Origin of the sequence: Peribacillus sp. NPDC097295, from assembly GCF_044761665.1 — a bacterium.
Classification (GTDB): domain Bacteria; phylum Bacillota; class Bacilli; order Bacillales; family DSM-1321; genus Peribacillus.
In genome coordinates, this window is the sequence record NZ_JBIWCW010000025.1 from 1 (window position 1) to 26,076 (window position 26,076).

The window sequence follows — 26,076 nt, forward strand, 5'->3', positions numbered from 1 at the left end:
AATGTTTGACTTGCTCATTTTGCTTTTTTAATAGTGTGTGCTCACTCAAAATTTACGTTGGCGCTTTGTTTTGTTCAGTTTTCAAAGAGCAATAATGGAGCGGGTGAAGAGAATCGAACTCTCATCATCAGCTTGGAAGGCTGAGGTTTTACCACTAAACTACACCCGCAATATAATATTCTAAATGATACCGAGAAATAATGGTCGGGAAGACAGGATTCGAACCTGCGACCCCTTGGTCCCAAACCAAGTGCTCTACCAAGCTGAGCTACTTCCCGTAAAAATATGGTGCGCCCGGCGGGAGTCGAACCTACAACCTTCTGATTCGTAGTCAGATGCTCTATCCAATTGAGCTACGGGCGCTAATTTCTATGATGTTATTTGGTGCGGCCGAGAGGAGTCGAACCTCCACGGGGTTTCCCCCACTAGGCCCTCAACCTAGCGCGTCTGCCATTCCGCCACGACCGCGAAAGCGACTTCGTTAGTTTAACACCTTTTCATCTTGTTGTCAAGAAGAAAGTTATGCGGGTGAAGGGACTTGAACCCCCACGCCTTGCGGCGCCAGATCCTAAGTCTGGTGCGTCTGCCAATTCCGCCACACCCGCGTAATAAAAATGGTGAGCCATGAAGGATTCGAACCTTCGACCCTCTGATTAAAAGTCAGATGCTCTACCAACTGAGCTAATGGCTCTAAAAAAATATGGCTGGGCTAGAAGGGATCGAACCTTCGCATGACGGAATCAAAATCCGTTGCCTTACCGCTTGGCTATAGCCCAACAATCAAAAACTCATTACCAGCTAGATTAACATTATATCACTATAACATTATTTTAGCAAGAGTTTCTTTTTAAAAAAATGGCGGTCCCGACGGGAATCGAACCCGCGATCTCCTGCGTGACAGGCAGGCATGTTAACCGCTACACCACGGGACCAGTATATTCAAAAAAAGTAAAAGTGACCCATACGGGATTCGAACCCGTGTTACCGCCGTGAAAGGGCGGTGTCTTAACCGCTTGACCAATGGGCCTTAATTAATAATGTATCTGGCGGAGAAGGAGGGATTTGAACCCTCGCGCCGCTCGCGCGACCTACACCCTTAGCAGGGGCGCCTCTTCAGCCTCTTGAGTACTTCCCCAAAAAAATGGCTCCGCAGGTAGGACTCGAACCTACGACCGTTCGGTTAACAGCCGAATGCTCTACCACTGAGCTACTGCGGAATAATGAAAGTTGGGTACCTCATTTAATCTCAAGGACCTTCGTGGTTGTCGTGAAGAACAAGTTGTTATCTTGTCGACTCTTATGATTATAAAGAGGTTCTGAAGTAAAGTCAAGACATCTTTTTCTTTTTTTTATTTTTTTGTCTCTTTTTCTTTAAACCCTTGGTAAATCAACGTTCCTCGGCACTTTCCACATACAAATCGAGAAGTGTCAATTCGTTTTTTTCTTAAATATACCTGCTGACATTGTTCACATATATATTGAATAGTATTCCTATTACGCTTAATTTGATTCGAGGGTAAAGGTGTACAAAATCTTGGGGCCCCCGTTTTTTTTAGTAAGTATTTAAAATCAGCATCCCGGTGCTGATAACCTTTTTTTTCAAGATGGAGATGGTAGTGACATAATTCATGTTTAATGATTCCTATCAGTTCGTCCAAGCCGCGTTCCTCTAAATACTTCTTATTGATCTCTATATTATGAGAACCAAGCAAGTACCTCCCACCTGTTGTACGAAGACGAGGGTTAAAACTTGCTTGATGTTTAAACTCTCTTTGAAAGTCTTTCAGGGAAATTTCCTCGACTAATTTTTGCAATTGATGATTATCCATCGCCCCCACTCCTTCCTTGGTAACATGACAACCCATTATAACATATACTAATAAAACAACAGGAAACTAGGGGAGGTAAGCGCTATGCCTAAGTGGTTTCAAAACCAAATTCGAAGAGCCTTCTATGATAAGGATTATTATCAAGTGAAAATGTTGAATCAATGCTGGTTTTTTTATCAAAAAAAAGAAGCCCTCCGTTTATAATCATGACATACTTCATGAAATTTCGGACATAGCGAATACTAAAAAACCCCTTCTCTTAAAGAAGGAGTTTTTTCATTCGTTAATTTTGGTCCTTAGGCTGCAACATGGTTAATGATACTCTTTGTTTTTGAGCATCCACTTTCTCTACCCAAACCGTTACGACATCTCCGACAGCAACAACATCCATCGGATTCTTTATAAAACGGTTACTAAGTTTAGATACATGAACGAGCCCATCTTGTTTGACCCCGATGTCCACAAAGGCACCGAAGTCTACAACATTACGCACCGTGCCTTGTAGCTCCATCCCAGTTATTAAATCTTCCATTTTCAAAACATCCTTTTTAAGCAAGGGCTTAGAAAGTTCATCTCTGGGATCTCTACCCGGTTTTACTAAATCATCAATGATGTCTTTTATCGTTATTTCACCGATATCCAACTCATCAGCTAACTCATTCGGATTGAGGCTAACTAATTGTTTATTCAACTCATCACTACCAAGATCTTCAGAAGTGAATCCGATTTTCTTTAACATTTTATTCACAGCTCCATAATTCTCTGGATGGATGGCTGTTTGATCAAGCGGCTCCTTACCATTGATGATCCGCAAAAATCCTATGCATTGTTCATACGTTTTCGCGCCTAATCGAGGAATCTTTTTTAATTCCTTCCTACTCGAGAACTTCCCTTCTTCTTCTCTTTTTTTGACGATATTCTGAGCCACCGATTTAGACAGACCCGCTACATATTGTAACAGGGATGGAGAAGCCGTATTGACGTTCACCCCTACTTGGTTTACGGCTGTTTCAACCACAAAGGTGAGAGATTCAGAAAGTTTTTTTTGTGAGACATCATGTTGATACTGCCCTACCCCGACAGATTTGGGATCGATCTTAACGAGTTCAGCAAGTGGATCTTGCAATCTTCTCCCTATTGATACAGCACTCCGCTGTTCTACTTGGAGGTCCGGGAACTCTTCGCGGGCAATGTCTGAAGCTGAATACACACTGGCACCCGCTTCATTTACAATGATATAAGATATGTTCCCTTTTACTCCTTTTAAAATATCCGCAATAAACTGCTCTGACTCCCTTGACGCCGTTCCATTCCCGATGGCAACAATTTCTACACCAAACCGCTGTAGGATTTCCATTGTTTTAGTGCGGGCAGCCTCCTTCTTAGCTACAGGGGGATGCGGATAGATTACACTGATATCCATCACCTTTCCTGTCTCATCAATAACTGCTAATTTACAGCCCGTTCGATACGCAGGGTCAAGAGCAAGAACGACTTTGCCTTTAAGCGGAGGCTGCAAGAGCAGGTTTCTAAGGTTTTCCGAAAAGATATGGATAGCTTGATCTTCTGCTTTTTCGGTCAATTCTTTTCGGATTTCCCTTTCTATAGAAGGAAGGATCAATCGCTTGAATCCATCCTCAATGGCAACTTTAAGTAGTTCAGCAACTTCGGATTGATTATTTTTAATAATTTTCCGTTCCAAGTGACTTATGATGAAATCTATTCGAGGCTGTATGGATATTCTTAAAATCTCTTCCTTTTCTCCTCTATTGAGTGCCAAAACCCGATGTGGAACGATTTTATGTACCGGCTCCTCATATTCATAGTACATCTCAAATATAGCTTTCTCATCTTTTTCCGCATTTTTCACAGTGGAGATTAACTTTCCGGCTTTAAAAATCTCATCTCTGATCCACTTTCTTAATTCTGCATCATCGGAAACGAGTTCTGCAATGATATCCTGTGCACCTGCTATCGCCTCTTCTATAGAAGAAACTTCTTTCTCTTCAGATAAAAATCCCTCTGCTTTTTCACGAACTGAACCATACACCTTACATTCAAGCAACCATAATGCTAATGGTTCCAACCCTTTCTCCTTAGCCACCGTAGCTTTAGTCCTTCTTTTTTGCTTATACGGCCTATAAAGATCTTCAACTTCCTGTAGCTTTACCGCCTTTTCGATTTGTGAAGCTAATTCCTCTGTCATTTTACCCTGTTCACTAATAGAGCGGATGACTTCCACTTTTCTCTGACCAAGGTTTTCTAAGTAATTCCACCTATCCATAATAGAACGAATCTGCACTTCGTCTAGCGAACCAGTCATCTCTTTACGATAACGAGCAATGAAAGGAACAGTATTACCATCTTGAAGCATCTGTATGACATTCTGCACTTGATTGGTTTTTAATGTTAGCTCATTGGATATTTGCTTAATCAATAATTTTAAAGAATCTTCTATTATCACCAAGTTCTAAAACCTCCACCCTTTTTGTTCTTCTATATATAGTCTAGCAAATGAACGATCAATGTGCGAATCCAATGCAAAAAGCCTACTTCCGACTACTGCGAAAGTAAGCTTCCTAAAATAAAGGTTGTATCGTCCGCAGTTTGTGGACTGCTTTCTAAAATACAACGGGCGTTATTCTCTAGTGGAACCTGTCTCTTCAAGAATGATTTAGCTCCTTTGAGCTCTAAGCCATCAGAGTGGAAAATAAATTTTGCATTTGGCTCATATTTGAAACGCTGCGTCCTGTACTTTTGCTTCCTACCGGATAAATAACCGGTAACAGGGAGTGGGTAAACCAACTTGTCATCACTCGGGTTATACAGAAAAAAGCGGATGTTTCCTACTGAACTGTAGACAAACTCCTTCTCTTCATAATAAATCTTCATGATGGAAACAGCCGCACCCCTTTTGGCAATCAACACTTGATTACAAACTTCCATCATGGACTCTACATCTAAATGATGGTGTTGTTTGACTTGCTCTATTACAGCATGAGAAGATTCATACGCATGTTCTCCGCTACCAAGTCCGTCCGCCAAAACACATACAAAGTATTCTTTTACATGAAGAAAGAAGTAATCATCACCACAAAAAACCATATTGTTTTTAGAGGATTGAGAGACAAGGACTTCTATATTTTCTTCCCGTAAAATATCTTTGATCACGGAATTAACTCCGAATTCTCAGCATTAATCGCTTCCTGAAGCTTTTTAATTGCACGACGTTGAAGTCTTGAAACATGCATTTGTGAAATCCCGAGTTTGTCGCCCGCTTCTTTTTGGCTAAGGTTCTCTAAATACGTGTATTGAATGATTAACTTTTCACGGTCACTCAATACATGAAGGACCTTCTCAAGTACCAAGCGCTGATTGACCCTCTCAAATCCTTCATCAACGTTCCCGAATATATCGAGCAAGGTAACCGTGCCTCCATCAGAATCTGCCTCGATGGAATGGTCGACAGAAAGGGCTTGATAACTTTTCCCCATTTCCATCGCTTCTAAGACTTCCTCTTCAGCTACACCAATATGATCGGCTATTTCATCGATTCTTGGTGAACGATGCAAGGTGGTCGTCAATTCCTCAACCGTAACCCTGATTTTCGGACCAAGCTCTTTAATCCTTCTTGGAACATGGACACTCCATGTTTTATCACGTAAGAATCTTTTAATTTCGCCGATTATTGTAGGAACTGCAAAAGCTTCAAAGCTTTTACCGAAAGACTCATCGTATCGGCGGATGGCACCTAATAAACCAATCATGCCGACTTGAGAGATATCTTCCTGAAACGATTTCCCTTTAGCATATTTCCGAGAGATCGTTTCAACCAAACCTTTGTAATGTATAACTAAATTGTTTTGGGCTTCATCATCCTGATTTAATTGATAGGCTCTGATCCATTCATTAACTTTTTCTCTTTGCGCTTGATTAGGTTGAGACTGTTTTTGCATCCATCTCCACCTGCTCTCCTTCTAAGAACTTAGTCATGAAAACCGTAACCCCGTCATGCTGATGAATTTTCACATCATCCATCAAGGTTTCAATGAGGTAAAGACCCAAGCCTCCTTCTCTCAGGAATTCGACTTTTTGTCCATTTTCATATGGTCCGAGTCCTTGTCGCACCTCTTCGAAATTACAGCTTTCACCACTATCAGATACCATCACTTCTAACCGATCAGGATAGAGTCCAAAACTAACTTTCACTTCGCCATTTTCCTTATCTTTATAAGCATGTTGAACCGCATTTGTGCATGCTTCACTTGTAGCGATTTTCAAGTCTTCAATTTCATCGTAAGCAAACCCCATTCTGCTGCCTATCCCAGAAAGGGTTAAACGGATGACACCGATGAATTCCGGTTTTGCAGGTATTTTCATTTCGATGTAATCATATACTTGACTCATTCTAACCCACCCTCTGTATCACTTTTAATATCAATAATATCTGCAAGACCTGTAATATCAAATAAGCGACGTAGCCTTTCCGATAGTCCAACTAATGTGAATTCACCATTGTGTGCTCTCACGCTTTTGAACGCACCAACAAATACCCCTAATCCTGTGCTATCCATATAAGAAACTTCCGATAAATCAATCGTAATCGAAACGTTTTCTTGCTCTGACAGTGGAAATAGTGATTCTCTAAGCTTTGGTGCTGTATAGGCATCGATCTCACCTTGTAATTTTACAATATATTCCGTATTCAACTCATTAACATCTACCGCTATATTCATCCTTGACCCACCTTTTTACATCCTCATCAATTCTTAATTATATATACCCACGTATACAAAAACTAAACATTCGACTTTAAAATTATTAATGTGAAATCATCCCGAAGTTGAAAATTCTGCATTTTCTCCAACTGTTTATAAAGATTATTCACGATTTCTTGTGGCCTTAAATGCATGTTCTTTTTAATGAATTCAATAAGTGTTTCCCGCTCTATGAAGCCTTCATTGGTACGGCACTCAGTGACCCCGTCAGATAAAAGAACAATCATATCACCCGTGTTTACGAACTTTTCGTACTGTTTATATTTCGTTTTTTTATCTACACCCAGCAGTAAACCTTTTGCATCCAAATCACTAAAGGTTCCCGTATTCGCATCATAATAAAAGCCTGGTTCGTGTCCGGCAGATGCGTAGGTGAAAAGCTTATCATGAGGGTTATATAAGCCATAAAACATGGTAATAAACATACTCGGATCGACATTCTGTTCAACCACTCTATTTAAACTTTCGAGGACACTCTTCGGTTCATGACGATGGTCAGGTAAGCTATCCATCGCATATTTAATCATGGACATGCACAAGGCCGCAGGAATGCCTTTCCCGATCACATCTGCGATTCCTATACCGATACATCCGAGTTCATCTTCTACAAAGTGATAGTAATCTCCATTCATCTGTCGGGCTGGTACACTTATCACGCCAACATCCAAATTTTGAATTTCCGGAATCTTTGTTTCCAACAGGGTGTGTTGTACCCTAGCCGCTATCTCTATTTCCGATTTCAGCTCCTGCTGTTGATGTCTTAAACTCTGATGCTCACGATAAGCTATACCATACCCCATCATGACTTCCAGTAGAAAATCGAATGAGTCCATCACTTTATTTGGCAGCTCCGGGTATAGTTCCATCAGATTATTTTTATGCATGCTGATGATTTCTTCAGGAGAGATATTATATTTGATATTTAATCTGCTAATTTTTTGGCCCTGATATAGAGCCTGTTCATTTTGATCTTTTAAATAGGTAGAAAGTGCCTCTTGGTACTTTTTATCCATTTTCTCTCTAATATCCATATTCCCTCCTAGCGAAGCCACTTGATGGCGGAAATCTTTGTCCCCTCACCTGGTATCGACTCAATATCGAAATCATCCATTAAGCGCTTTGCTCCAGGCAGGCCTGCTCCCAATCCCCCTGAAGTGGTATAGCCATCCTCCATTACTCTACGGATATCCTGTATGCCTGGTCCTTTATCTTCAGCTATGATCTTCAATCCTGACTTGCCGTTTACAAACAGTTTTTCTAGACTCACATTGCCTTGTCCTGCATATAAGTATATATTCCTTGCCAATTCGCTTATAGCGGTTGTGATTCTAGCCTGGTCTACTGTACCAAAGCCCAATTCTTTAGCAAAATTCCTTCCGAGCTGTCTTGCAGCTACTATGTCCCACTCATTTATAATCTTTACGCAGGATTGGACCCCCATACACTAATCCCCCAATTCCTGTTGTAATTTCTCCAGGCCCTTCTCTAAATCTAAAGCTGTTAGGACATCTTCGAGACTAATACCCAATTCAATTAAGGTTATAGCAACTGCTGGCTGGATTCCTGTAATGACAACCTTGGCCCCCATAAGCTTTGACATACTGAAGACATCTCCTAATACCTTTGCAATAAAAGAGTCTATAAAATCTATTGAAGTGATATCAATCACTACACCATTTGCACTGGTTTCATGTATTTTATCTAATAAATCTTCCTGGAATTGAAGAGCAGTCATATCATCTAATTCCCATTGTATCGAGACTAACAAGCAGTCATAAAGCTTTAAAATCGGAATTCTCATATGTTTCTCTCCACCTCTACAATCTTTCTACTCATGAACTCTAAAGCAACCTCTATTCCCTTCTTCAAGGTATTTTTAGTGATGACATCGTTCAAATTAATGCCTAGATTTACGATGGTTTGGGCAATTTCAGGTCGAATGCCACATAATATGCATTTTGCCCCCACTAATCGAACCGCCTCTCCTGCTTGGATGATATGATGAGCGACCATAGTATCAACTACCGGCACACCCGTAATATCTATAAGAACGACTTCGGATCGATGTTTGACCACGCCCGTTAAAAGATTTTCCATGATTTGCTTCGCCCGTTCCGTATCAATGGTACCAACTAAAGGCATAACCGTAATGCCCTCCAAGACAGGAATCAAGGGTGCTGACAATTCTTGCAACGCCATTCTCTGTAATGAGACGGTTCTTTCCCATGTTTGTGAATATATATTGACAATTTCATTACTTATCGGAGTAGACCATTCAAATAAATAGTTAATTAGTTCCATTTGGTTACCTGGTGATACATTACCTTTATCAGCCATTCCATTCATGACGATCATCAAGAATTTTTGAAGGCCTTCATTGACCAAAGTAAGTGGCCACCCCAGATGGACTACTTTATCGGCAAAATCCGAAAGTTTTAAAGTGAACTCCCGGTCTTTACTATCAACATGTGCAATAATCATATCTATAAAGTCACTACTCGTTTGTGTGAACATCTTATCGGATACGACTTTAATCAATCTTTCATCTGTGTTTTCCTTCATGGTGTTCATCCACTCAGTTAGGATGTAATCTTGGTTCTGCTTAATAAAATTGTAAACCAATTGATTCATAATACCCCTCCATTTTAACACAATTACTATGTTTTACCCGCTCCGTCATATCAATGTTACTGAACTGTAATCTATTCCAATTGAAGGTTCATTTCTCCCCATACTTAATTCATTTACTCTTAACACATCATTTCACCCAAGATCAAGAATCAGAAACAGAATATAAGTGGCTGGATAGTGAATTAACTTTACACCTCTACTATATTTGTTATTCGTCAAATCCCCTTCATTTCCTTCTTGATGGTAAGTCCGTACAGTATTTAACCAAAATTCTTCACTTTCATTTTTTGCGGAAATTGAACCAACGCTGTTCCCCATAGCTCAGACTCGGTAGGTGGATATCAAAAAAAAAAAACGATTCCCTTTGTAAAGGAATCGCATAATCTAAATGTAGAATTTGAATTATAATAACGCCCGTAGTTACGGGAAACTTTTCTTTAAAACTCAATCAGTCCTAAGCTAATTTGCAGAGCTTCATTGACTTTTTGCATCATAGGATCATCAAGATGTGTTATTTTATCAGTTAAACGCTGCTTATCAATTGTACGTATTTGCTCCAATAAGATGACCGAATCACGTTCGAATCCGTACTTTTTCGCATTAATCTCAACATGTGTAGGCAATTTCGCTTTTTGAATTTGAGCTGTAATGGCTGCCACAATCACAGTCGGACTAAAGCGATTACCGATATCGTTTTGAAGAATGAGTACCGGACGGGTTCCGCCCTGCTCTGAACCTACTACCGGAGAAAGGTCTGCGAAGTATACGTCACCACGCTTTACAACAATCAACGGTTCAGCCTCCGCTAACTAAACGTTCAACGCAATGCCCAGCCTCGAACTCAGCTTGAAACGCTTCAGAAGCAATCGTCAAATTAATGGCCGCCATTTCGATATAACCGCGTTTCATCGATTCGCGAAATTCTTTCTTTTTACGTTCGCGAAGATACATTTTTGTGGCACGATAAATAAATTCACTGCGATTAACATTTTCTTCACTCGCATACCCATCTAGTTCACTTAAAAAGTTTTGAGGTAATCGAATTAATATCTCTCTTGTTGCGCTGGATTCAGACACAAACATACACCTCCACCATCACTACACACCTTTATTATATATCCTTTTCAATATTACCATTAAAATGCCTATCTGCAAAGAGTATATTCCTTTTCTCCATTCTATTATCAGCATAATAAAGGATTTCTTATTCACAAACTTTGGATTTTCTTACAATTCCGTTATTTTAATAGTATATTGCGTACATGGCTTAACATGCCGTTTTTTAAATATAACCTTGGAACTCTAGCACCTATCATACACGTTACTTCGTAATTGATCGTTTCGAGTTTGTCCGCGATTTCATCTACCGATATCGCCTCATGTCCATTCTCACCAATGAGGGTCACTTCCGTTCCAACAGGAAAAGGACGGGGTAGCTTAATCATACATTGGTCCATGCAAATCCTTCCGACAATCGGAACCCTTTGTCCTTCTACAATAACTTCCTGCCCTTGAAGTTTACGAATCCAGCCGTCAGCATACCCAATAGGCAATGTGGCAATCCATTCATTTTCACTGGCTGTATATGTTGCTCCGTAGCTTACACTATCGCCCCTAACCAGTTGCTTAACAGCGACCATCTTCGTTTTCAATTCAATGGCTTGTTTTAACGAAAACGGCAAAAGCTGAAGCATTTCTTGCGAAGGGCTTAACCCATACATAGAAATTCCCATTCTAATCGCATTGAATTCAGAATCAGGGAATCTTAAGGAAGCAGCACTATTTGCAGCATGAATGTATGGAGGTTTGCTTGTCAGTATCGAAAGCATGTCTTTAAAAACAATAAGTTGCTTTTCATAATAATCGGTATTCAGTTCATCTGCAGTCGCAAAATGGGTGAATACCCCTTGAAAGTTGAAGCATACCTCCTGTTTAAGGAAGCCTTCTAAATCCCTGAGTTGCTCTTTCGTACGGACTCCGATTCTACCCATTCCGCTATCCACTTTTACATGAACGTCAAGTACCTGTTCCGCTTTTAGTACTTGACTTGCCTTCTTCAACCAGTCAAGATCAAAAACCGTCAATGATATGCCTTGTTCTGCAGCAAGAGCTGCACTTTCCGGTCTGGAAGCACCTAGAACTAAAATGGGAGCTTCTATGCCCTTTTCTCTTAAAGCTAATGCCTCGTCCAGAAATGCGACGCATAAAAAATCAGCACCTGATTGTAAGGCAGTTTGCGCCACTTCAAAATCTCCATGACCATATGCATTTGCCTTGACCACAGCAAAAAGACTAACAGAAGCAGGCAATCTGTTTTTCATGGAATTAATATTGTCTTGAATATTATCTAAATTCACTTCTGCCCACGTATCCCGATGAAATCCTGTCGTTTCCAAAATCCGTTCCTTCTTTCTAACATCACCAATAGCAATTTCTTCTCGTAATAGAAGTTTGCTTTTTATTATAGACCATTCTATTACCAACGGACAGAAAGATAAAGTGCTTTTTTTACCATAATTTTATATTTTCAATTAAGAAAGAGGTTTCCTGAAAAATTTGTCCTTCCATTCAATAGCAAGCCAAATCTTCCCCACCTCTTAACATGTAGGAAAACCTGGCTTGATTGATTTCTTCGACTACTTAACAGAATCTCCCCCAACGGAACGGGCGATTTCTATCATTTTTTCCTGCGTTAAGTCTTTAGAAGCTAGCATATAATCCACACCTTCGAAGGTCCAGGCCACTGTATTCCCTGTCATCGCCCCCACTGTGAATCCTAAATCGACCGGTTCTCCATTCACATTAGTCGAAACAGAGGTCTGGACTACTTTAGCTTTTTCTTGTACCAATGTAAAACTTGTTGAGCCCTCATAAGTCAAGATGACACGGTCTCCACTATCAGCGGTGATTTTCTTTTCTTCCGTTAAATTCATATCATTTAGATTCGATGGGTATTTAACGGCGAACCCTTCATCTTCGACTTCCGCCATGACAGGGGCTTCAAGCTGCGCACTTGTCATGTTCTTTTTCATATCGAAAGCATCCTTATCAAACGATGTATCGAATTTCACTTTAGAGAACTCCACTAGGACTAATGCTGTTTTATCAGGATCCATAACTTTGACGCTTACTGGGGATAGGTCCTTTTTATTGAGTGTGATTTCTTGAAAAGGAAGCATCTTATTGTTTTGGTAGCGTGTTTTTGTCTCGAAAACATAATGCTTATCCGTTTCTTTATATGTTGCGCTTTTATCTTCCGTGATATCTTTCACCAGTGATTCGTACAAATAAGCCTGGCTGCTGTTCTCTGGCCATTCACTTTGAAATTTAAAACTTTTATTCAAAGCAGGCGTCAATACATACACACCATCATTGTTTTTCAGGATCATTTGACTTTGGTCTTTCTCATCATTTTTTAGATTCACTCGGTAAAATGAAGGATTCTTATGCCAGATCTCCACAGTATACACTTGAGGCTCCGTCCCCATTTTCAGCGTCATCTTTGCATTCGCTTTATACCCCTTCATTTCCCCAAGCTTTTCATTTAAATCGCTCACTACATCTCCCTGTGATTTTTGGCCGCAAGCAGAAAGAGCAAGCAAGAGCATGATCCCTGCAAAAAGCATTACCATCTTCTTCATCTTTTCAACCCCTTTTTGTCATTTGAACGTAAAAGGGAGAGGAAAAGGCAGGATCCGGACATTGGCTCGAATGATGTCTCGCCCTAATTTTAGACACGGACTCTTGTTATCCCGTCCAAACCTATTTTCAGGGCACCTACTCTGCCATGTACCTTTTACCGGGCCTTGTCTCCCTATAGCACTAAATGTATATGAGACAACCTTGAGGTTTATGACCCGATAAGACAAACTCAACCCATCTCTTCAATCACAACCTGAGCTATCGCATAATCGCGGCTATGGCTAATTGAAAGATGAACACCTTCCGAAAATGGCTTGGAAATCATCGGCTTTCCTTTCCCATCTGAAACCACTTCTATATCCAGGAAAGATAAATGCTTACCAATTCCAGTGCCCGTCGCTTTCGAGAATGCTTCCTTGGCTGCAAAACGGCCAGCAAAATACTCAATCTGCCTTCTGCCTTTTAATTTTTCAAACAGTATAATTTCTGAATCAGTTAAGATACGGTTCTTGAAGCGAGGTTGCCGACTAAGCAACACTTCAATCCTTTCCAACTCTGTTATATCCACGCCAATACCTTTAATCATGTTGACACCTCTTCTACTAAGTTACTATCTTGCATATTATCAGGAGGACGACGTCTCCCAAGAATGCTATTATATGTATATAAAATCTTACGCTAAGGAGAATTTTATGTTTACAAGAACAGAAAGCTTTCGCGAATACGTTTCTTCTTACCGCGCCGTAACCGGACTCATGTTCATGATGATGATCGCGTTTGTTATCAACCTATTCCCCTTGTTTCCTGGTAATGTACTTTTTTATTATGGTACGGGTGTGAACCTATACATTGCTGAGGGCCAATGGTGGCGTTTGATTACACCTATTTTTCTGCACGGGACGTTTACACATTTACTTTTCAATGGGTTTTCTCTTGCCATCTTCGGTCCAGCCCTCGAAAAATACCTCGGTTCACTTAAATTTTCACTCTTTTTTTTAACGACTGGCATTCTTGCCAATATCGCGACTTATTTGTTATTGCCGCTTACATATACACACGTGGGAGCAAGCGGAGCGATTTTTGGCATATTAGGTTTCTATCTATATCTTGTCCTTTTTCACGGAAGTAATTTTTCCACTAATGAAAGAAATACGGTTTATACGTTAACAGGTATTGCTGTCATTATGACATTTATTCAGCCACAAATAAACATTGTCGGTCACTTAGCAGGACTGGCTGCCGGCTTTTTGACAGCCCCTCTTTATTGGAGGAAGAAATGGTAAAAAACAAACAGCCGACTCTAGTTTGAAGTCGGCTACTTTTTTTGTAGATACCATTTTTCAATGAGATGACAATCCTTTTCTTCTATATCTACGACTGTGCCCACTCGAGAACTGATTCCAGATTTAATGGAAGCGGATATCGTGGCCAAATGCCTTCGCTTCTGAAAATAGCCCTTTTTGTAGGAAAGCGATTGGATTCTGCTTCTCGGCATAATTAAGGTCTGCTTGGACAAAAGTCGGCTGCTCAGGATTAATAAATCCCCCTTTATTTGCCACCCTGACTCTGTTAATTGTATATACGACCAAATGAAAGCTAGCGGGATCAACAACAAAGAGAACAATCCCCATGCTCTAAAAAACCAGATGAGGACCCCGATAATCGGGATAAAGAAGATTCCTTTACGGATGATATAACGGAAGAAAGCACGTTTAGGCAAAGAGGTGATATCTTGTATCATTTCGTAGCCAGGTAAAAACTCCCGAATTTTATCAGGTAAGTCTTTCTTTTTAATCAATGGAAAAAGCATGATGGAAAGACTTTCACGGTCCTCCGCACTCCCCCCTGCATACTCCAGATAGACAGTGGCCAGTCCTAAAGGCTTACGAACGAGATTTTCCATAATTCGAATCCCTTGGACCTTACGGATGGGAATCGTTAATTGTTTTTTCTCCAACAGTCCCCTCGAAATAATGAGTTCCTCACCCGTCCTCAAAGCGGTAAAATTGGCATATTTGATCACCATGCTTATAGTTGCCAACACATAGACGATCAATAAGCCGATAATAGCAAAAACCGTTAAGATGACGGTTCCAAACTCCATATATTCTTCGTAATTCTTAAAGATTTTTTCAAATGGTATAATCTCATCGAACTGCGAAATAAAAGCAATCCCACCGGATAAAAAAACACCGATTGCCCCTGAGGTGGCTGCCATCACAAAAAGCTGTGGCAATGCTTGCTTAAAAATGGATGAGGCTTTTTCTTTTTCCACCTCGTGTATAACTTCTTCAGCAAGATCACCTTCATGCGATTCATACGTTTTTTTCTTTTTCTCTTCAATAATTAAAGCATTCAGTTGTTCGGCGTCCCTTTTTCTAATAGCAGATAAAACAGCGTCCGCCTGTATACCGCCTGCAGTTTCGATATTCACTCTCACCAGTCTGAAAATCCGCTGGATAATTCCCTCTGAAATATCGATACTATGTATCCGATCAAACTTTATATAACGTTTTTTCCTGACGAATACACCCGACTCGATTCTTAGTTCCCCTGATTCCAATCGGTATGTAAAGCGCAACCATTGTATAAATGCCCGGATTACGAGCAAAATCACAATCGTACCAATGACTAGTGGTTGTACCCACCAAGGGATATCCGCATTTCGTCCTGGTAACACGACCACAACGAGGAATGGTAGCACTAACTCTTTAATCGACTTAATAATATTGAGAAGGACAGCAATGGGATGAAGCCGTTTAGGTTCAAACATCCTCTTCCTCCACACTGGCCATCTTAGAAATATAGTGCCTTAGCTCATCCGCTTCCCTTAAATCGAGAGCTGGTATGACATGCACTGTCGCAGCTGTAGAAATTTCTACAGATGCAAGGTCGTATTTCCTTAGTAAGGGGCCTTGCTTTGTTTCAACGTGCTGTACCCGAATCATGGGAATGAGAGTCCTTTTAATCACGAACATTCCACTTTGGATGTCAATCTCCGTATTTCTTACGTCATAACGCCATCTCTTCCATCGTAAGGAGGGAATTAAAAAAACAGTCAGATAGCACTGAATTATCGAGAATATCACCATCGCTCCAAAAAACCAATAAGTCCAATCTTGGATAATGGTCAGCACTAGAATGACAATGCTCAAAATCCATATGATTGAGCAGCCTATAAGTCCACTGAGTTTCCATACAGTCAGGGCCTTATTGGATATAAGACTCTGAGGTTCCATAATGCCCTCCTTATCTGAAGTGTTAATTTTTATATGAATGCTCGGTATTCATCCATGCCATGCACCCAATTTATTATAACTAATTGTATAGTATTCAGATTTTTCTTACAACCATCCCTGGTTTTTTTATTCATCTTTACAATGCATCATTCATTATAGTAAAAAAATAAGCCGCTCAAATGAGCGACTTAATTCTTTGGGTTATTTCAATTAAACATTATTGGATTTTTCTCTTTTTTGGCTTGTGCTACGGTTGCCATAGCCATTGGATTTACGGTTTGAGCTAGGACGTTTGTTTGCTCCGCTACCGTAATCTTTTCTGCCTGAAGAACTGCGGCCATTGCGCGGTCTGTTTGATGAACTATTTCCACCACGGTTACGGCGCATTGAAGGTGATTCTTCAGTTAGTTTAATCGGCGTTTGATCCGGTTCTTTAGTCATTGATTTAAGCATAGCAGCAACTAAATCAGCTGCGCTGTGTTTTTGCAATAACTCTTCCGCTTGACCAAGGTATAACGACAAATCGTCATTCTCGATAGCAGAAAGAACTTTTTCTGTTACTGCTTTTTGTTGGCCTTGCAACGCTTCAGTTGATGTAGGAGTTTTCATTCTCTCCATACGTTTTCTAGTTGTATGTTCAACCGCTTGAAGCTGACCTCTTTCTCTTGGTGTAACGAAAGTAATCGCAATACCATGTTTACCAGCACGACCTGTACGACCAATACGGTGAACGTAACTTTCTGGATCTTGAGGAATATCAAAGTTGTATACATGTGTAACACCGGAAATATCAAGTCCACGAGCAGCTACGTCTGTCGCTACAAGAACATCAAGATTTCCTTCTTTGAATTTCTTCAATACAGAAATACGTTTCGCTTGGCTAAGGTCACCGTGAATACCTTCAGCACTATAACCACGGATATTCAAAGCAGAAGACAATTCATCGACACGACGTTTTGTACGTCCGAATACGATGGCAAGTTCTGGTGTTTGGATATCAAAAAGACGTGCTAGTGTGTCGAATTTTTCACTTTCTCTTAACTCCAAGTAATATTGTTCGATGCGATCAACAGTCATCTCTTTCGCTTTTACACGTACAAGGACTGGCTCTTGCATGAAACGTTCAGCAATTTTACGGATTGGGTCAGGCATTGTAGCTGAGAAAAGCAATGTTTGTCTTTCATCAGGAACCGTTGAAAGGATAGACTCGATATCTTCAATGAATCCCATGTTAAGCATTTCATCCGCTTCATCAAGAACTACAGTGTGTACTCCACCTAATTTGATGTTTTTACGTTTGATATGGTCTAAAAGACGACCTGGCGTACCAACGATGATATGAGGTTTTTTCTTTAAAGCACGGATTTGACGGTCGATGTCTTGTCCGCCGTACACCGCTAATACACGAGCGCGTTTTCCGTAACCAAGTTTGAAAAGTTCTTCAGAAACTTGAATAGCTAACTCACGAGTAGGTGCAATGACGATTCCTTGCACGTTTTCGTTGGCAATATCGATGTTTTCCATTAATGGAATACCGAATGCTGCTGTTTTACCTGTTCCAGTTTGCGCTTGACCAATAATATCCTTACCTTCAAGTGCTAGAGGAATCGTTTGGGCTTGAATCGGACTTGCTTCCTCAAATCCCATTTTTTCTATTGATTTCATAGACGTTCTATCTAATCCTAATTCGCTAAACAATGTCAATGTTTTCGTACTCCTTTTTATATCGTAAATTTACACGTGCATTCAATGCACGAATGGTTAGTTCAAATCCTCATCATCATGACAGATGTTCTACTTTATCTTATGAAAAAGTTTATCATTATCACCTAAAAGAATATCTACCTTTTAGTTCTAATGAACTCAATATGATTTTTTAAAAAGGAAATATACCAGCACAATCGTTTTACTGGCATTTTAAGCATTGCGCACGTGTAGAGTTTATTTTTAACATACGCCCATCTTTTTAAAAGTGCATGTAACCAAAATTAAATTCAATATGGAAAATTAAAAGTAGTATAAACGGCTATTGACCGCTTAATTCAGGTGAGGGCTGCTGCACCTATTATTCCACAGACTTAAAAGTCTGTCTGAATAAAACTTGACGAGCGCCAAGATTCTTATACAAAACAGGCCCGGTGCGTTGAGGATGTGCAGAAGTGGAAAGGCGCTATATGCAGCTTGTTTCCCTATTAGCTACTAAAGCCACTATGGTACGCAGCTTTTATCTATGACCAGACGCGCGGCCTATTTAAAATAATCTCAAAAAACCTCATGAAAAACATGTAAAATTTGTTGCCCCAACCTGATTGATCTAATATAAATATTCATCAATGATAAGACATTTAAACTCATATTTAATATTACCATTTTCAAACTGTTATTGCAATAAAGGATATTTTCGCACCCATCGCTCCTACTGAAGATATTCACATTACATGCCATTAAATAGACGCCTGGATACCTATGACGCCAAAGCCTTGACGCGGAAGTAAAGTGGAATAATGGTGATTGAATCCTATCCACAACAAAAAAGTTCGAGTACCTCTAGGGTTCCCGAACTCCTTCTCATTTAGACCAACAAAACAAATTGATCCATTTTGCAAATGGACAGTATTTTTTTCACAGGTTCCGTTGCTCCCGTTAATTCTATATCGAGTTTTGCTGATAAAGGATATAGCCATTTGACGAGAAAGCTAATGCCAGTGCTATCAATAAAGTTTACTTTTGATAAATCAATTTGAATACGATTTATGTTGTCGGGAACCTGAAATGTATTCAATAACCGTTCAAAGTAAGTTGAGTTTTCATAATGAACATCGTTTAAAATATTTATGTTGAACGTATCTTGATTAATATGGGTATGGAGCATTCGCACCCACCACCTCTTTCACATTAAAAATTGCTGTTGCTATTTTCCCCGACTCATCATAGGAAAATTGACATAATTGCTGGATCAAGTACAATCCCCGTCCTCTTTCATTGCTCACATCTGGGCATTCCATATTCCTATACCTTTCCCAATTAAAACCTTCAGCAAAAGAATGTAGCTTTATGGAGAGTTTTTCAAAGGGTTCTTCCTGAATCTCAATATCAGCCTTCTCCTCGGCTTCATGTTGTATGACGTTAGTAAGAAGTTCCCAAATCACCAATTTCACATTAAAGAATAAAACATCAGAGCTATCCTTTATCTTGAATATTTCAAATTCCTGCATGATCTCGTTTACAGTCTGGGGTAATGTCTTCATGTTTAACTTTCTAACCTGAATATTTTTTATTGTCATTTTGAATCTGCTCCAAAATTTTTGAAAGATAGGGATGAATATAATCTTCCTGGTGTTCTAATCGGTAAAATTGGCTCCAGACTGAACCTATTCTTGCCTTTACTTCTATTGGTAGCTCTTCTTCCCCACATCTATCGATTTGCAATAGCCACAATTTGATAAACAGCCTCTCCTCCGGGCTATTGGATACTTCTCCCAAATCTATGCGAATAATCTTTTCATTTGCCTGTTCTAATAGGACTTGAATCATTTCATCGTTTGATATAAACGTTCTTCCTTCAAATTTCAGGTACCCTTTCTTCATAGGTCACCTCTTTAGTTTAGTATCCTAGATCTTGAATTTCTTTGATAATTCGATATTCAAGAAACTCAACTGCTCAGCCATTTCAGTTATTTGGGAGGATGCCACTGTAAGTTCCTCAAACGTTTCCCTGAACTCCCCTATCTCTCTACCCAAATGACTAATCATCCCATCGCTTTCTTTAACGCTTTTTACCGAATCATCCAGAATATCAACGATTTCTTTATTTACACTCCTAAAGAACCTCGTTTCATTCACAATACTTTGAAAACTCTCATCAAATTTCACCACTGTCTCCTGAACCGATGCAACCTGCTGTTGAATGGCATCTAGGGAAACCTCGGTTTTACGAGCTAGGTTCCTAACTTCCTGGGCGACTATAGAGAAACCTTTTCCATGTTCTCCTGCTCGTGCTGCTTCAATCCCTGCATTTAGGGATAGGATATTCGTTTGATTAGAAATGGATCGTATCGTTTGTACCACTTGCCCGATATGTAAAGAGTTTGCATTTAACTCATCTGTCAGCCCCTTAACCTTTTCGATTAAATCCACGACATCATCGACTTTCTTCAAAGCCTTTGCGACATTGCTTTTTCCTGTTTCAACATGGGTAATCATTGCTTTCGATCCCACATTTATCTCATCAATGGCTGAGAGCATATTTTGCACTTGAATATCCCGATCAGCTAGCGATACTGCAGTCTGTTTAGCACTTGACGCTAAAATGGATGAAGAATCATTCAAACGATATTGAACCTCCTCGATCTCATTTAGCTTCATCATAGAGGATGTATAAGACTCTATATATGTCTGAATCGCAATTTGCATGTCGAATGAACAGAGTTTTTGAAATGAGTAATAATAAGTCTGAGCTTCCTCCGAGCTATTACACTCACGAGTCAACATCTGCAGTACCTCATGCTGAATAATGCTAAAAGCACCAATATACCACTCAGGGAAAAGGCCAATTCGGTTATGGACGCTACCAATAACCTTCCGTCGAACGACGTATTTCTCTCCAATGTCTCCTGAAACCATATCCAAAATGTATTTCTCTAATGTCTGTTTTAGCCGTTGTATGGTGGAATGTTCCTGAATGATCATGGTTAGGTTGGGAATCTCTTGTATATGTCCATAAAAAGCATCCACTATCTTTCCTACATTCTTTTCCATAATAGGCTTTAGCCTCATGAGAGTTGTAATATCCTCTTCTTCCAAACTCAGAAACATAAGTTGAAGGGCATTCTTTCCTTTTTCTATTTCCGAGAATATAGGAGCACGAGTCGAAGTAGATCCTGGTTTAATGAGGACTGAAGACTGCTTATCTGGGTTTTTCAAAGATTCCTTACTTTGTACACTAAATAAAGATCTGAATGGACACCCACCCAACTGTATTCCCCCTTCCCTCAACATAAGACTTTTTACCCATATCCAATAACAGTATAACCCAATTAAAAGAGAGTAATATCAACAATATTATGAATTAATATACAAAAAAAGATTAAAATGTGTCTTTATGTAGTATTATAGTCCTATTAAGATGAAAAAATATATCAGGGGGTTACATGAATATATATATGTTGGATATCCCAGAATGCAGAGACTTTTGTCTTGTATTGCAGGCCATAGGTAAGGAAGTCATTTTTTTAAAAGACCCGGTAGGACAACAACATTTGTTTCAAGATTCATCAGACTTATTGCAATCGTTATTTATCCTACCTTTATATCTTTCAAAAGATTCCTCCCAACAAACCGCTTTGTTTGCCTTAGCTGAGTCTTATGAAATTCCCATCCTATTCATTTACAAACGATCAAAAAAGTTAAATGACCCTCAACTATTACCAAAAAAAACGATTTATGAGTCTATAGCCATTCCAGCAAGTCCAGTGGAGGTTAAGCTGAAACTTAAAGCCTTACAGAATATTAGCATGCAGTTGTACTCCGCCAGGATGAAGGAACGAGAATTAGAAAGTATCAGCCTTAAGGTGAAACAAAATTTGCGTGTCGCTCAAAACTTTCAGCAATTAGTTCTTCCGAAATCCATACAAAAGAAAGATATTGAGATACATGGGCTTTTTCAACCCTCTAGTGAACTTTCCGGGGATTTATTTTACTGGTTGGAGGTCGATGACGGAAAGTATGGATTCATAATCATCGATGTATGTGGAAAAGGAATTCATGCTGCGCTAATCAGTATGTCCATCCGCTCGTTAATGCCCGGGCTTATCAAGCGTGTAAAAGATCCAGCCTTCATTACGAAAGAACTGAACAAGCATATGGGGCATTTATTTCAAGAGTATCAAAAGGAAACCACGAATGTTGCTTATTTTACAGCTTTCATTGCTTATGTTGATACGAATACCAGACTTATTGAATATGTAAACAACGGGCATCCTCCCGCAATGATGTATTCCCCTTGCAATAACGAATTGCATAGTTTAAGTAAAGGCTCTATGCCTATAGGCCTTGTACCAGAAATGTCCATAGAAAAAGGGTTTATCCACTATGAGGCTGGAAGCCGTTTCATTATTTATACCGATGGCCTTTCTGAGTCACCAAGTAACCAAACCGTTCATAGATTTGAGAATATCGAACAGGAATTCATAGATAATGTCCATTTGGATACATCTGACCTTCTCCAGGAATTATTACTATCGAGGATGAAGCATTCAGAAATCAATGATGATATTTGCATCATTGCAGGTACGTTATTTTGAGTCCTTCAAATGAAAAGAGCCGACTTTATAACAAAATCGGCTCTTCCTTTGGTGATATTCATTTTTGTAAATCTTTAACGACTTCTTCTAATTTCATACCTCTTGAAGCTTTGACGAGGATTAAATCGTTAGCCTCTGTTGATGCTTTAAGTGTTTCTATTAAAAGCTGTTTATCTTGGAAAGAACGAACATTATCCGCTGCAAATGTTTTACTTGCACCTTTTGCAATATAATCGGCAAGCGGACCATATGTATAGACCTTATCAATATGATCAACCGCTATCAGTTCACCTATTTTCAAGTGGAAATCTTTTTCGCTTGCTCCTAATTCCAGCATATCTCCTAGCACAAGGATTTTATTCCTGAAACCTGATAATCCCTCAATCAACTCAATGGCTGCTTTTACGGATGTGGGGCTGGCATTGTAAGCATCATTAATGATTTTCTGCCCATTTGCTCCTTCGACCATCTCCATCCTCATATTAGTGAGGCGAATGGCTTCTAAGCCCTTATGGATAGCTTCGTTGTCTATTTGCAATTCTTTTGCGGCAAGGATAGCGGCCAAAGCATTGAGCACGTTATGCTGTCCCAATACCGGAATATGATAGTCACCTTGATTCACTCCACCAAGTGTGAAAGAAGTACTGTCCGCACCCTGTGTAATCGTCAATGGAAACAAATCATTACGCTCCGTACGGCCGAAGGATATAACGCGTAAATGGGTGAATTCCTTTTGAATCCGGCTTTCCAACAATGGTTCGTCACCGTGGTAGATAAGCGTTCCTCCCTGTGCTAATCCCTCTACAATTTCTAGCTTGGCATTGGCGATTTCTTCTCGTGAACCTAAATCCAACAAATGCGATTCGCCTATATTTGTAATGATGGCTACATCGGGTTTTGCCAACTTGGATAAAAATTCGATTTCCCCACGGCTACTCATGCCCATTTCCAAGACGGCAGCTTCCGTTTCCTCCCCCATCGAAAGAATCGTAAGTGGTAATCCAAGATGATTATTGAAGTTCCCATTCGTCTTATGGACTTTATAGGTAGTGGCCAGCAGGGCAGCCGTCATATCTTTCGTAGTGGTTTTACCATTGCTTCCCGTTACTCCAATGACTTTTATTTTCAATTGCTCCCGATAGGCACGTGCTAATTCCTGTAAGGCCTTTTCAGTATTTTCCACAAGAATGATCGGTAAGTCAGTAGGAGGATTCGGAATATCCTTTTGCCAAAAGGACGCGGCTGCTCCTTGTGCAAGGGCATTCCTGACATATTGATGGCCATCCACTTGCTCACCCTTTAACGGAACGAATAAGCACCCTTTTGTAACCGCCCTTGAATCGATGGTGACACCATGAATTTCAATGAGCTCTGATGCCTTACTATCATTTAATCCATTTACCATCTCAGACACTTGTTTCAACGTTCTCTTTATCAATTTCGTTCCTCCTTCTTTCATCGAACCGTTCTTCTATTGTCTTTATAACAAAACTAAGCAGCAATCGGCATGAAGAACCGATTCCTGCTTGCTAGAGTGAGCTTTTCATACAAATGAAGTATGGACCCACCTTACTTTACTACTTAAACTGTATATTTAATTTGTTGTTTTTCTTCATGGCGCTCTAAAGCAAGCTTTACAAGTTCTTCGATTAATTGTGGATATTCAAGTCCCGTATGCTTCCATAATAGCGGGAACATGCTGAATGGCGTAAAGCCAGGCATCGTGTTCACTTCATTGATATAGACTTTTCCGTCTTTCGTCAAAAAGAAATCGGCACGAACAAGTCCTGAACAGTCCAGTGACTTGAAGGCCGTTATGGCCATTTGAGATAAAGCCTTATATTCACTTTCCTCTATTTCGGCTGGTATAGCCATCGCTGAATTTCCATCGACATACTTAGCTGAATAATCGTAGAAGTCAAAGTCCGTCTTCGGAATGATTTCTCCCGCCACAGAACAAGAGGGGTTATCATTGCCGATAACGCCAAACTCCACTTCGCGGGCAATGACTCCTTCTTCAATAATGATCTTTCGGTCGAATTGGAATGCTTCTGCCACTGCCTTCTTCAATTCATCCGGTGTATTACATTTGCTGACCCCTACGCTTGACCCTAGATTAGCCGGCTTTACAAAACATGGGTAGCCACATTCTTCCTCCACCTTTTTTATGGAGAGTTCCATGTTATTTTCCCATTCGGAGCGGATGAACCATGTATATTTAACTTGCGGAAGTCCCGCTTGCGCAAAAATGTTTTTCATGATGACCTTATCCATCCCAGCAGATGAAGCAAGTACCCCATTTCCCACATAAGGAAGATTCAACAACTCAAGCATTCCTTGAACCGTTCCATCTTCACCATTCGGACCATGAAGAAGAGGGAAAATGACATCATACCCCGTGGATCCACTTTCTTCATCCGTTAAATGAGCTTGCAAAGACAAAGGCGATGTCAGTTTGTCAGATGATAAAATCAAATCCTCCACAGATTTTGCCGGTCCTGTTAACTTTGGTCCATTTACCCAAGACCCTTCTTTTGTTATGTAAATCGGATATATATCAAACTTTGCTAAATCGAGAGCTTTAATGACTGCTAAAGCTGTCTGCAAAGAAACATCATGTTCTGCAGATTTTCCACCATAAAGCAAACCAAGTTTAGTTTTCATGAGTTATTACCCTCCAATATTCTTTTAACCATATTCCATTGTATCATTTTACACTAAAGCGGGAAAAGTGAAACTTCCAACCTCCCTGGTTACAATTATATAAGTTATGCGTCTGACTACAAGTCCTACGACCATGAATCCTAGTGAACGAAAGAGGAGTTATTTATAAAGCGTCGTATTTATTACGCTCTCCCAAACCTTTTCTTTACGTTGAAAAGTAATGAAGGCATCTGGCCCTTGCACTTTCCTTCCTATAAAGTCATCATGCATCTCATCCATGTTCAAATAATCTCCCACAATCCAAGCTGGGATTTCTATTTTTGCCCTTGTAAACTTGACATGTCTAAAAGAAAAAACGAGACCTTCCGCCAAAATAGGAGCAAGAGAAGAAATAATATCTAAAGGAATTGTCGGTAATTCTTTTTTCTTCCTAATGCCTAACCACGTTCTTTCCGCCTTCAATGATTCTAGTTTTGAAGGTATCAAGTTCCCCAGCATCTTATAGTACGTCGAGATCGAACGAAAGTAAATTTTATTAAACCACCCATCGTCCTGGGCTAGGTAAACAAATTGGTTATTCATTTTACGAAAGAAAGGGGGATCTAAATGATTTTTGGTATGCGCTACATATAAGAGTTCTGCTAATTCCCTTCCTTCCAATTCTTCTAGACTATCCGCTTCTTCAAAGTCAATCCAACAGAAATCCCCATATGCTCGGACATCCTCTTTCAACAGCTTAGTGATATTATCGGATGAAACACTCTCCAGCAAGACATTCAAGTTGTAGTCCCCACCATCATATTGATGTTTCAATAATAAGATGGAATTCAAGCCATGAGGCAGGGAACAAGTAAATTCCCGAAAACTAAGGCCGTTAAAGAGGACAAATCGTTCGGAAGCCTGCATATGCATATATAAGATATCATTATCTTCATTTTTCATGATCACATTCCCTCCGACCCTTTCATCATTAGTTATATTTTATCAAACT

At 39.8% G+C, this 26,076-nt stretch carries 28 protein-coding genes and 11 tRNA genes; 3 read left to right on the forward strand and 36 right to left on the reverse strand.

What is annotated here, in order from left to right; all coding sequences use genetic code 11:
* Positions 1–95: 95 nt before the first annotated feature.
* From ACIQXN_RS20675 to ACIQXN_RS20730, 12 genes are all read right to left on the reverse strand, one after another.
* Positions 96–169, reverse strand: a tRNA-Gly gene (locus ACIQXN_RS20675).
* Between the two features lie 32 nt (positions 170–201).
* Positions 202–278: transfer RNA gene (locus ACIQXN_RS20680), tRNA-Pro, on the reverse strand.
* An 8-nt stretch (positions 279–286) separates the two neighbouring features.
* Positions 287–363: transfer RNA gene (locus ACIQXN_RS20685), tRNA-Arg, on the reverse strand.
* Between the two features lie 19 nt (positions 364–382).
* Positions 383–468 (reverse strand) — tRNA-Leu (locus ACIQXN_RS20690).
* Between the two features lie 55 nt (positions 469–523).
* Positions 524–605: transfer RNA gene (locus ACIQXN_RS20695), tRNA-Leu, on the reverse strand.
* Positions 606–615: 10 nt separating this feature from the next.
* A tRNA-Lys gene (locus ACIQXN_RS20700) sits at positions 616–691 on the reverse strand.
* A gap of 10 nt (positions 692–701) precedes the next feature.
* A tRNA-Gln gene (locus tag ACIQXN_RS20705) sits at positions 702–776 on the reverse strand.
* 80 nt (positions 777–856) lie between these two features.
* A tRNA-Asp gene (locus ACIQXN_RS20710) sits at positions 857–932 on the reverse strand.
* Between the two features lie 23 nt (positions 933–955).
* Positions 956–1,027 (reverse strand) — tRNA-Glu (locus ACIQXN_RS20715).
* Positions 1,028–1,044: 17 nt separating this feature from the next.
* A tRNA-Ser gene (locus ACIQXN_RS20720) sits at positions 1,045–1,135 on the reverse strand.
* A gap of 7 nt (positions 1,136–1,142) precedes the next feature.
* Positions 1,143–1,217, reverse strand: a tRNA-Asn gene (locus tag ACIQXN_RS20725).
* A gap of 132 nt (positions 1,218–1,349) precedes the next feature.
* Positions 1,350–1,829 (reverse strand): SprT family protein, encoded by a 480-nt coding sequence (locus ACIQXN_RS20730; RefSeq protein ID WP_402971196.1) that lies wholly within the window; start codon positions 1,827–1,829, stop codon positions 1,350–1,352.
* An 84-nt stretch (positions 1,830–1,913) separates the two neighbouring features.
* On the opposite strand from ACIQXN_RS20730, the gene cmpA reads away from it, so the two are divergent.
* On the forward strand, positions 1,914–2,033 hold the full coding sequence (gene cmpA / locus ACIQXN_RS20735) for a cortex morphogenetic protein CmpA (protein ID WP_402971199.1): 120 nt from the start codon (positions 1,914–1,916) through the stop codon (positions 2,031–2,033).
* 79 nt (positions 2,034–2,112) lie between these two features.
* On the opposite strand, the gene ACIQXN_RS20740 is transcribed toward cmpA, so the two are convergent.
* The 14 genes from ACIQXN_RS20740 to acpS form a co-directional block, all read right to left on the reverse strand.
* The gene (locus ACIQXN_RS20740; protein WP_402971202.1) at positions 2,113–4,296 is read right to left on the reverse strand and encodes a Tex family protein; all 2,184 of its coding nucleotides are present in this window, start codon (positions 4,294–4,296) and stop codon (positions 2,113–2,115) included.
* Between the two features lie 92 nt (positions 4,297–4,388).
* Positions 4,389–5,000: a PP2C family serine/threonine-protein phosphatase gene (locus ACIQXN_RS20745; RefSeq protein ID WP_402971205.1), complete on the reverse strand. Its 612-nt coding sequence runs from the start codon at positions 4,998–5,000 to the stop codon at positions 4,389–4,391.
* Positions 4,997–5,785: an RNA polymerase sigma factor SigB gene (gene sigB / locus ACIQXN_RS20750; protein WP_402971208.1), complete on the reverse strand. Its 789-nt coding sequence runs from the start codon at positions 5,783–5,785 to the stop codon at positions 4,997–4,999. Before sigB ends, ACIQXN_RS20745 begins: the two co-directional genes overlap by 4 nt.
* The gene (gene rsbW, locus ACIQXN_RS20755) at positions 5,763–6,236 is read right to left on the reverse strand and encodes an anti-sigma B factor RsbW (protein WP_402971211.1); all 474 of its coding nucleotides are present in this window, start codon (positions 6,234–6,236) and stop codon (positions 5,763–5,765) included. Before rsbW ends, sigB begins: the two co-directional genes overlap by 23 nt.
* Complete coding sequence (locus ACIQXN_RS20760) at positions 6,233–6,565, reverse strand: anti-sigma factor antagonist (RefSeq protein WP_402971214.1); 333 nt, start codon at positions 6,563–6,565, stop codon at positions 6,233–6,235. Before ACIQXN_RS20760 ends, rsbW begins: the two co-directional genes overlap by 4 nt.
* A gap of 62 nt (positions 6,566–6,627) precedes the next feature.
* Positions 6,628–7,638 carry a PP2C family protein-serine/threonine phosphatase gene (locus tag ACIQXN_RS20765; protein ID WP_402971217.1) on the reverse strand — a complete coding sequence of 337 codons (1,011 nt, stop codon included), beginning with the start codon at positions 7,636–7,638 and terminating at the stop codon, positions 6,628–6,630.
* A gap of 8 nt (positions 7,639–7,646) precedes the next feature.
* Positions 7,647–8,048: an anti-sigma regulatory factor gene (locus ACIQXN_RS20770; RefSeq protein WP_402971220.1), complete on the reverse strand. Its 402-nt coding sequence runs from the start codon at positions 8,046–8,048 to the stop codon at positions 7,647–7,649.
* Positions 8,049–8,051: 3 nt separating this feature from the next.
* Positions 8,052–8,408: an STAS domain-containing protein gene (locus ACIQXN_RS20775; RefSeq protein WP_402875980.1), complete on the reverse strand. Its 357-nt coding sequence runs from the start codon at positions 8,406–8,408 to the stop codon at positions 8,052–8,054.
* Complete coding sequence (locus ACIQXN_RS20780; RefSeq protein ID WP_402971223.1) at positions 8,405–9,238, reverse strand: STAS domain-containing protein; 834 nt, start codon at positions 9,236–9,238, stop codon at positions 8,405–8,407. The genes ACIQXN_RS20775 and ACIQXN_RS20780 overlap by 4 nt, the downstream gene beginning before the upstream one ends.
* Positions 9,239–9,675: 437 nt before the next feature.
* Complete coding sequence (locus tag ACIQXN_RS20785; RefSeq protein WP_402876030.1) at positions 9,676–10,026, reverse strand: type II toxin-antitoxin system PemK/MazF family toxin; 351 nt, start codon at positions 10,024–10,026, stop codon at positions 9,676–9,678.
* 7 nt (positions 10,027–10,033) lie between these two features.
* A complete protein-coding gene (locus tag ACIQXN_RS20790; protein WP_061465936.1) occupies positions 10,034–10,315 on the reverse strand; it encodes a CopG family ribbon-helix-helix protein in 282 nt (93 codons plus the stop codon).
* Between the two features lie 161 nt (positions 10,316–10,476).
* Positions 10,477–11,634 carry an alanine racemase gene (gene alr, locus ACIQXN_RS20795; protein WP_402971227.1) on the reverse strand — a complete coding sequence of 386 codons (1,158 nt, stop codon included), beginning with the start codon at positions 11,632–11,634 and terminating at the stop codon, positions 10,477–10,479.
* Between the two features lie 240 nt (positions 11,635–11,874).
* Positions 11,875–12,879 carry a LolA family protein gene (locus tag ACIQXN_RS20800; RefSeq protein ID WP_402971229.1) on the reverse strand — a complete coding sequence of 335 codons (1,005 nt, stop codon included), beginning with the start codon at positions 12,877–12,879 and terminating at the stop codon, positions 11,875–11,877.
* A gap of 230 nt (positions 12,880–13,109) precedes the next feature.
* Entirely contained in the window at positions 13,110–13,466 is a 357-nt protein-coding gene (acpS, locus tag ACIQXN_RS20805) for a holo-ACP synthase (RefSeq protein ID WP_402971232.1), read from the reverse strand.
* Between the two features lie 106 nt (positions 13,467–13,572).
* On the opposite strand from acpS, the gene ACIQXN_RS20810 reads away from it, so the two are divergent.
* Positions 13,573–14,163 (forward strand): rhomboid family intramembrane serine protease, encoded by a 591-nt coding sequence (locus ACIQXN_RS20810; protein WP_402971235.1) that lies wholly within the window; start codon positions 13,573–13,575, stop codon positions 14,161–14,163.
* A 32-nt stretch (positions 14,164–14,195) separates the two neighbouring features.
* Here the strand turns inward: ACIQXN_RS20810 and ACIQXN_RS20815 are convergent, their stop codons facing one another.
* The 7 genes from ACIQXN_RS20815 to ACIQXN_RS20845 all read right to left on the reverse strand — a co-directional run bounded on the left by ACIQXN_RS20815 (position 14,196) and on the right by ACIQXN_RS20845 (position 21,093).
* On the reverse strand, positions 14,196–15,653 hold the full coding sequence (locus ACIQXN_RS20815) for a PH domain-containing protein (protein ID WP_402971237.1): 1,458 nt from the start codon (positions 15,651–15,653) through the stop codon (positions 14,196–14,198).
* Entirely contained in the window at positions 15,646–16,119 is a 474-nt protein-coding gene (locus ACIQXN_RS20820; protein ID WP_402971240.1) for a PH domain-containing protein, read from the reverse strand. Before ACIQXN_RS20820 ends, ACIQXN_RS20815 begins: the two co-directional genes overlap by 8 nt.
* A gap of 210 nt (positions 16,120–16,329) precedes the next feature.
* Complete coding sequence (cshA, locus tag ACIQXN_RS20825; RefSeq protein WP_402971243.1) at positions 16,330–17,823, reverse strand: degradosome RNA helicase CshA; 1,494 nt, start codon at positions 17,821–17,823, stop codon at positions 16,330–16,332.
* Positions 17,824–18,691: 868 nt separating this feature from the next.
* Positions 18,692–18,991 carry an STAS domain-containing protein gene (locus tag ACIQXN_RS20830; RefSeq protein WP_402971246.1) on the reverse strand — a complete coding sequence of 100 codons (300 nt, stop codon included), beginning with the start codon at positions 18,989–18,991 and terminating at the stop codon, positions 18,692–18,694.
* Positions 18,972–19,403 (reverse strand): ATP-binding protein, encoded by a 432-nt coding sequence (locus tag ACIQXN_RS20835; protein ID WP_402971248.1) that lies wholly within the window; start codon positions 19,401–19,403, stop codon positions 18,972–18,974. Before ACIQXN_RS20835 ends, ACIQXN_RS20830 begins: the two co-directional genes overlap by 20 nt.
* Complete coding sequence (locus ACIQXN_RS20840; RefSeq protein WP_402971251.1) at positions 19,378–19,707, reverse strand: hypothetical protein; 330 nt, start codon at positions 19,705–19,707, stop codon at positions 19,378–19,380. The genes ACIQXN_RS20835 and ACIQXN_RS20840 overlap by 26 nt, the downstream gene beginning before the upstream one ends.
* A 24-nt stretch (positions 19,708–19,731) precedes the next feature.
* Complete coding sequence (locus tag ACIQXN_RS20845; RefSeq protein WP_402971254.1) at positions 19,732–21,093, reverse strand: protoglobin domain-containing protein; 1,362 nt, start codon at positions 21,091–21,093, stop codon at positions 19,732–19,734.
* Positions 21,094–21,269: 176 nt separating this feature from the next.
* Here ACIQXN_RS20845 and ACIQXN_RS20850 point away from each other — a divergent pair, with 176 nt between their 5' ends.
* Positions 21,270–22,421: a PP2C family protein-serine/threonine phosphatase gene (locus ACIQXN_RS20850; protein ID WP_402971257.1), complete on the forward strand. Its 1,152-nt coding sequence runs from the start codon at positions 21,270–21,272 to the stop codon at positions 22,419–22,421.
* Between the two features lie 58 nt (positions 22,422–22,479).
* Here ACIQXN_RS20850 and ACIQXN_RS20855 read toward each other — a convergent pair whose 3' ends face one another.
* From ACIQXN_RS20855 to ACIQXN_RS20865, 3 genes are all read right to left on the reverse strand, one after another.
* A complete protein-coding gene (locus tag ACIQXN_RS20855) occupies positions 22,480–23,859 on the reverse strand; it encodes a UDP-N-acetylmuramoyl-tripeptide--D-alanyl-D-alanine ligase (RefSeq protein ID WP_402971260.1) in 1,380 nt (459 codons plus the stop codon).
* 143 nt (positions 23,860–24,002) lie between these two features.
* The gene (locus tag ACIQXN_RS20860; RefSeq protein ID WP_402971263.1) at positions 24,003–25,085 is read right to left on the reverse strand and encodes a D-alanine--D-alanine ligase; all 1,083 of its coding nucleotides are present in this window, start codon (positions 25,083–25,085) and stop codon (positions 24,003–24,005) included.
* A gap of 159 nt (positions 25,086–25,244) precedes the next feature.
* Positions 25,245–26,027 (reverse strand): hypothetical protein, encoded by a 783-nt coding sequence (locus tag ACIQXN_RS20865; protein WP_402971266.1) that lies wholly within the window; start codon positions 26,025–26,027, stop codon positions 25,245–25,247.
* Between the last annotated feature and the right edge of the window lie 49 nt (positions 26,028–26,076).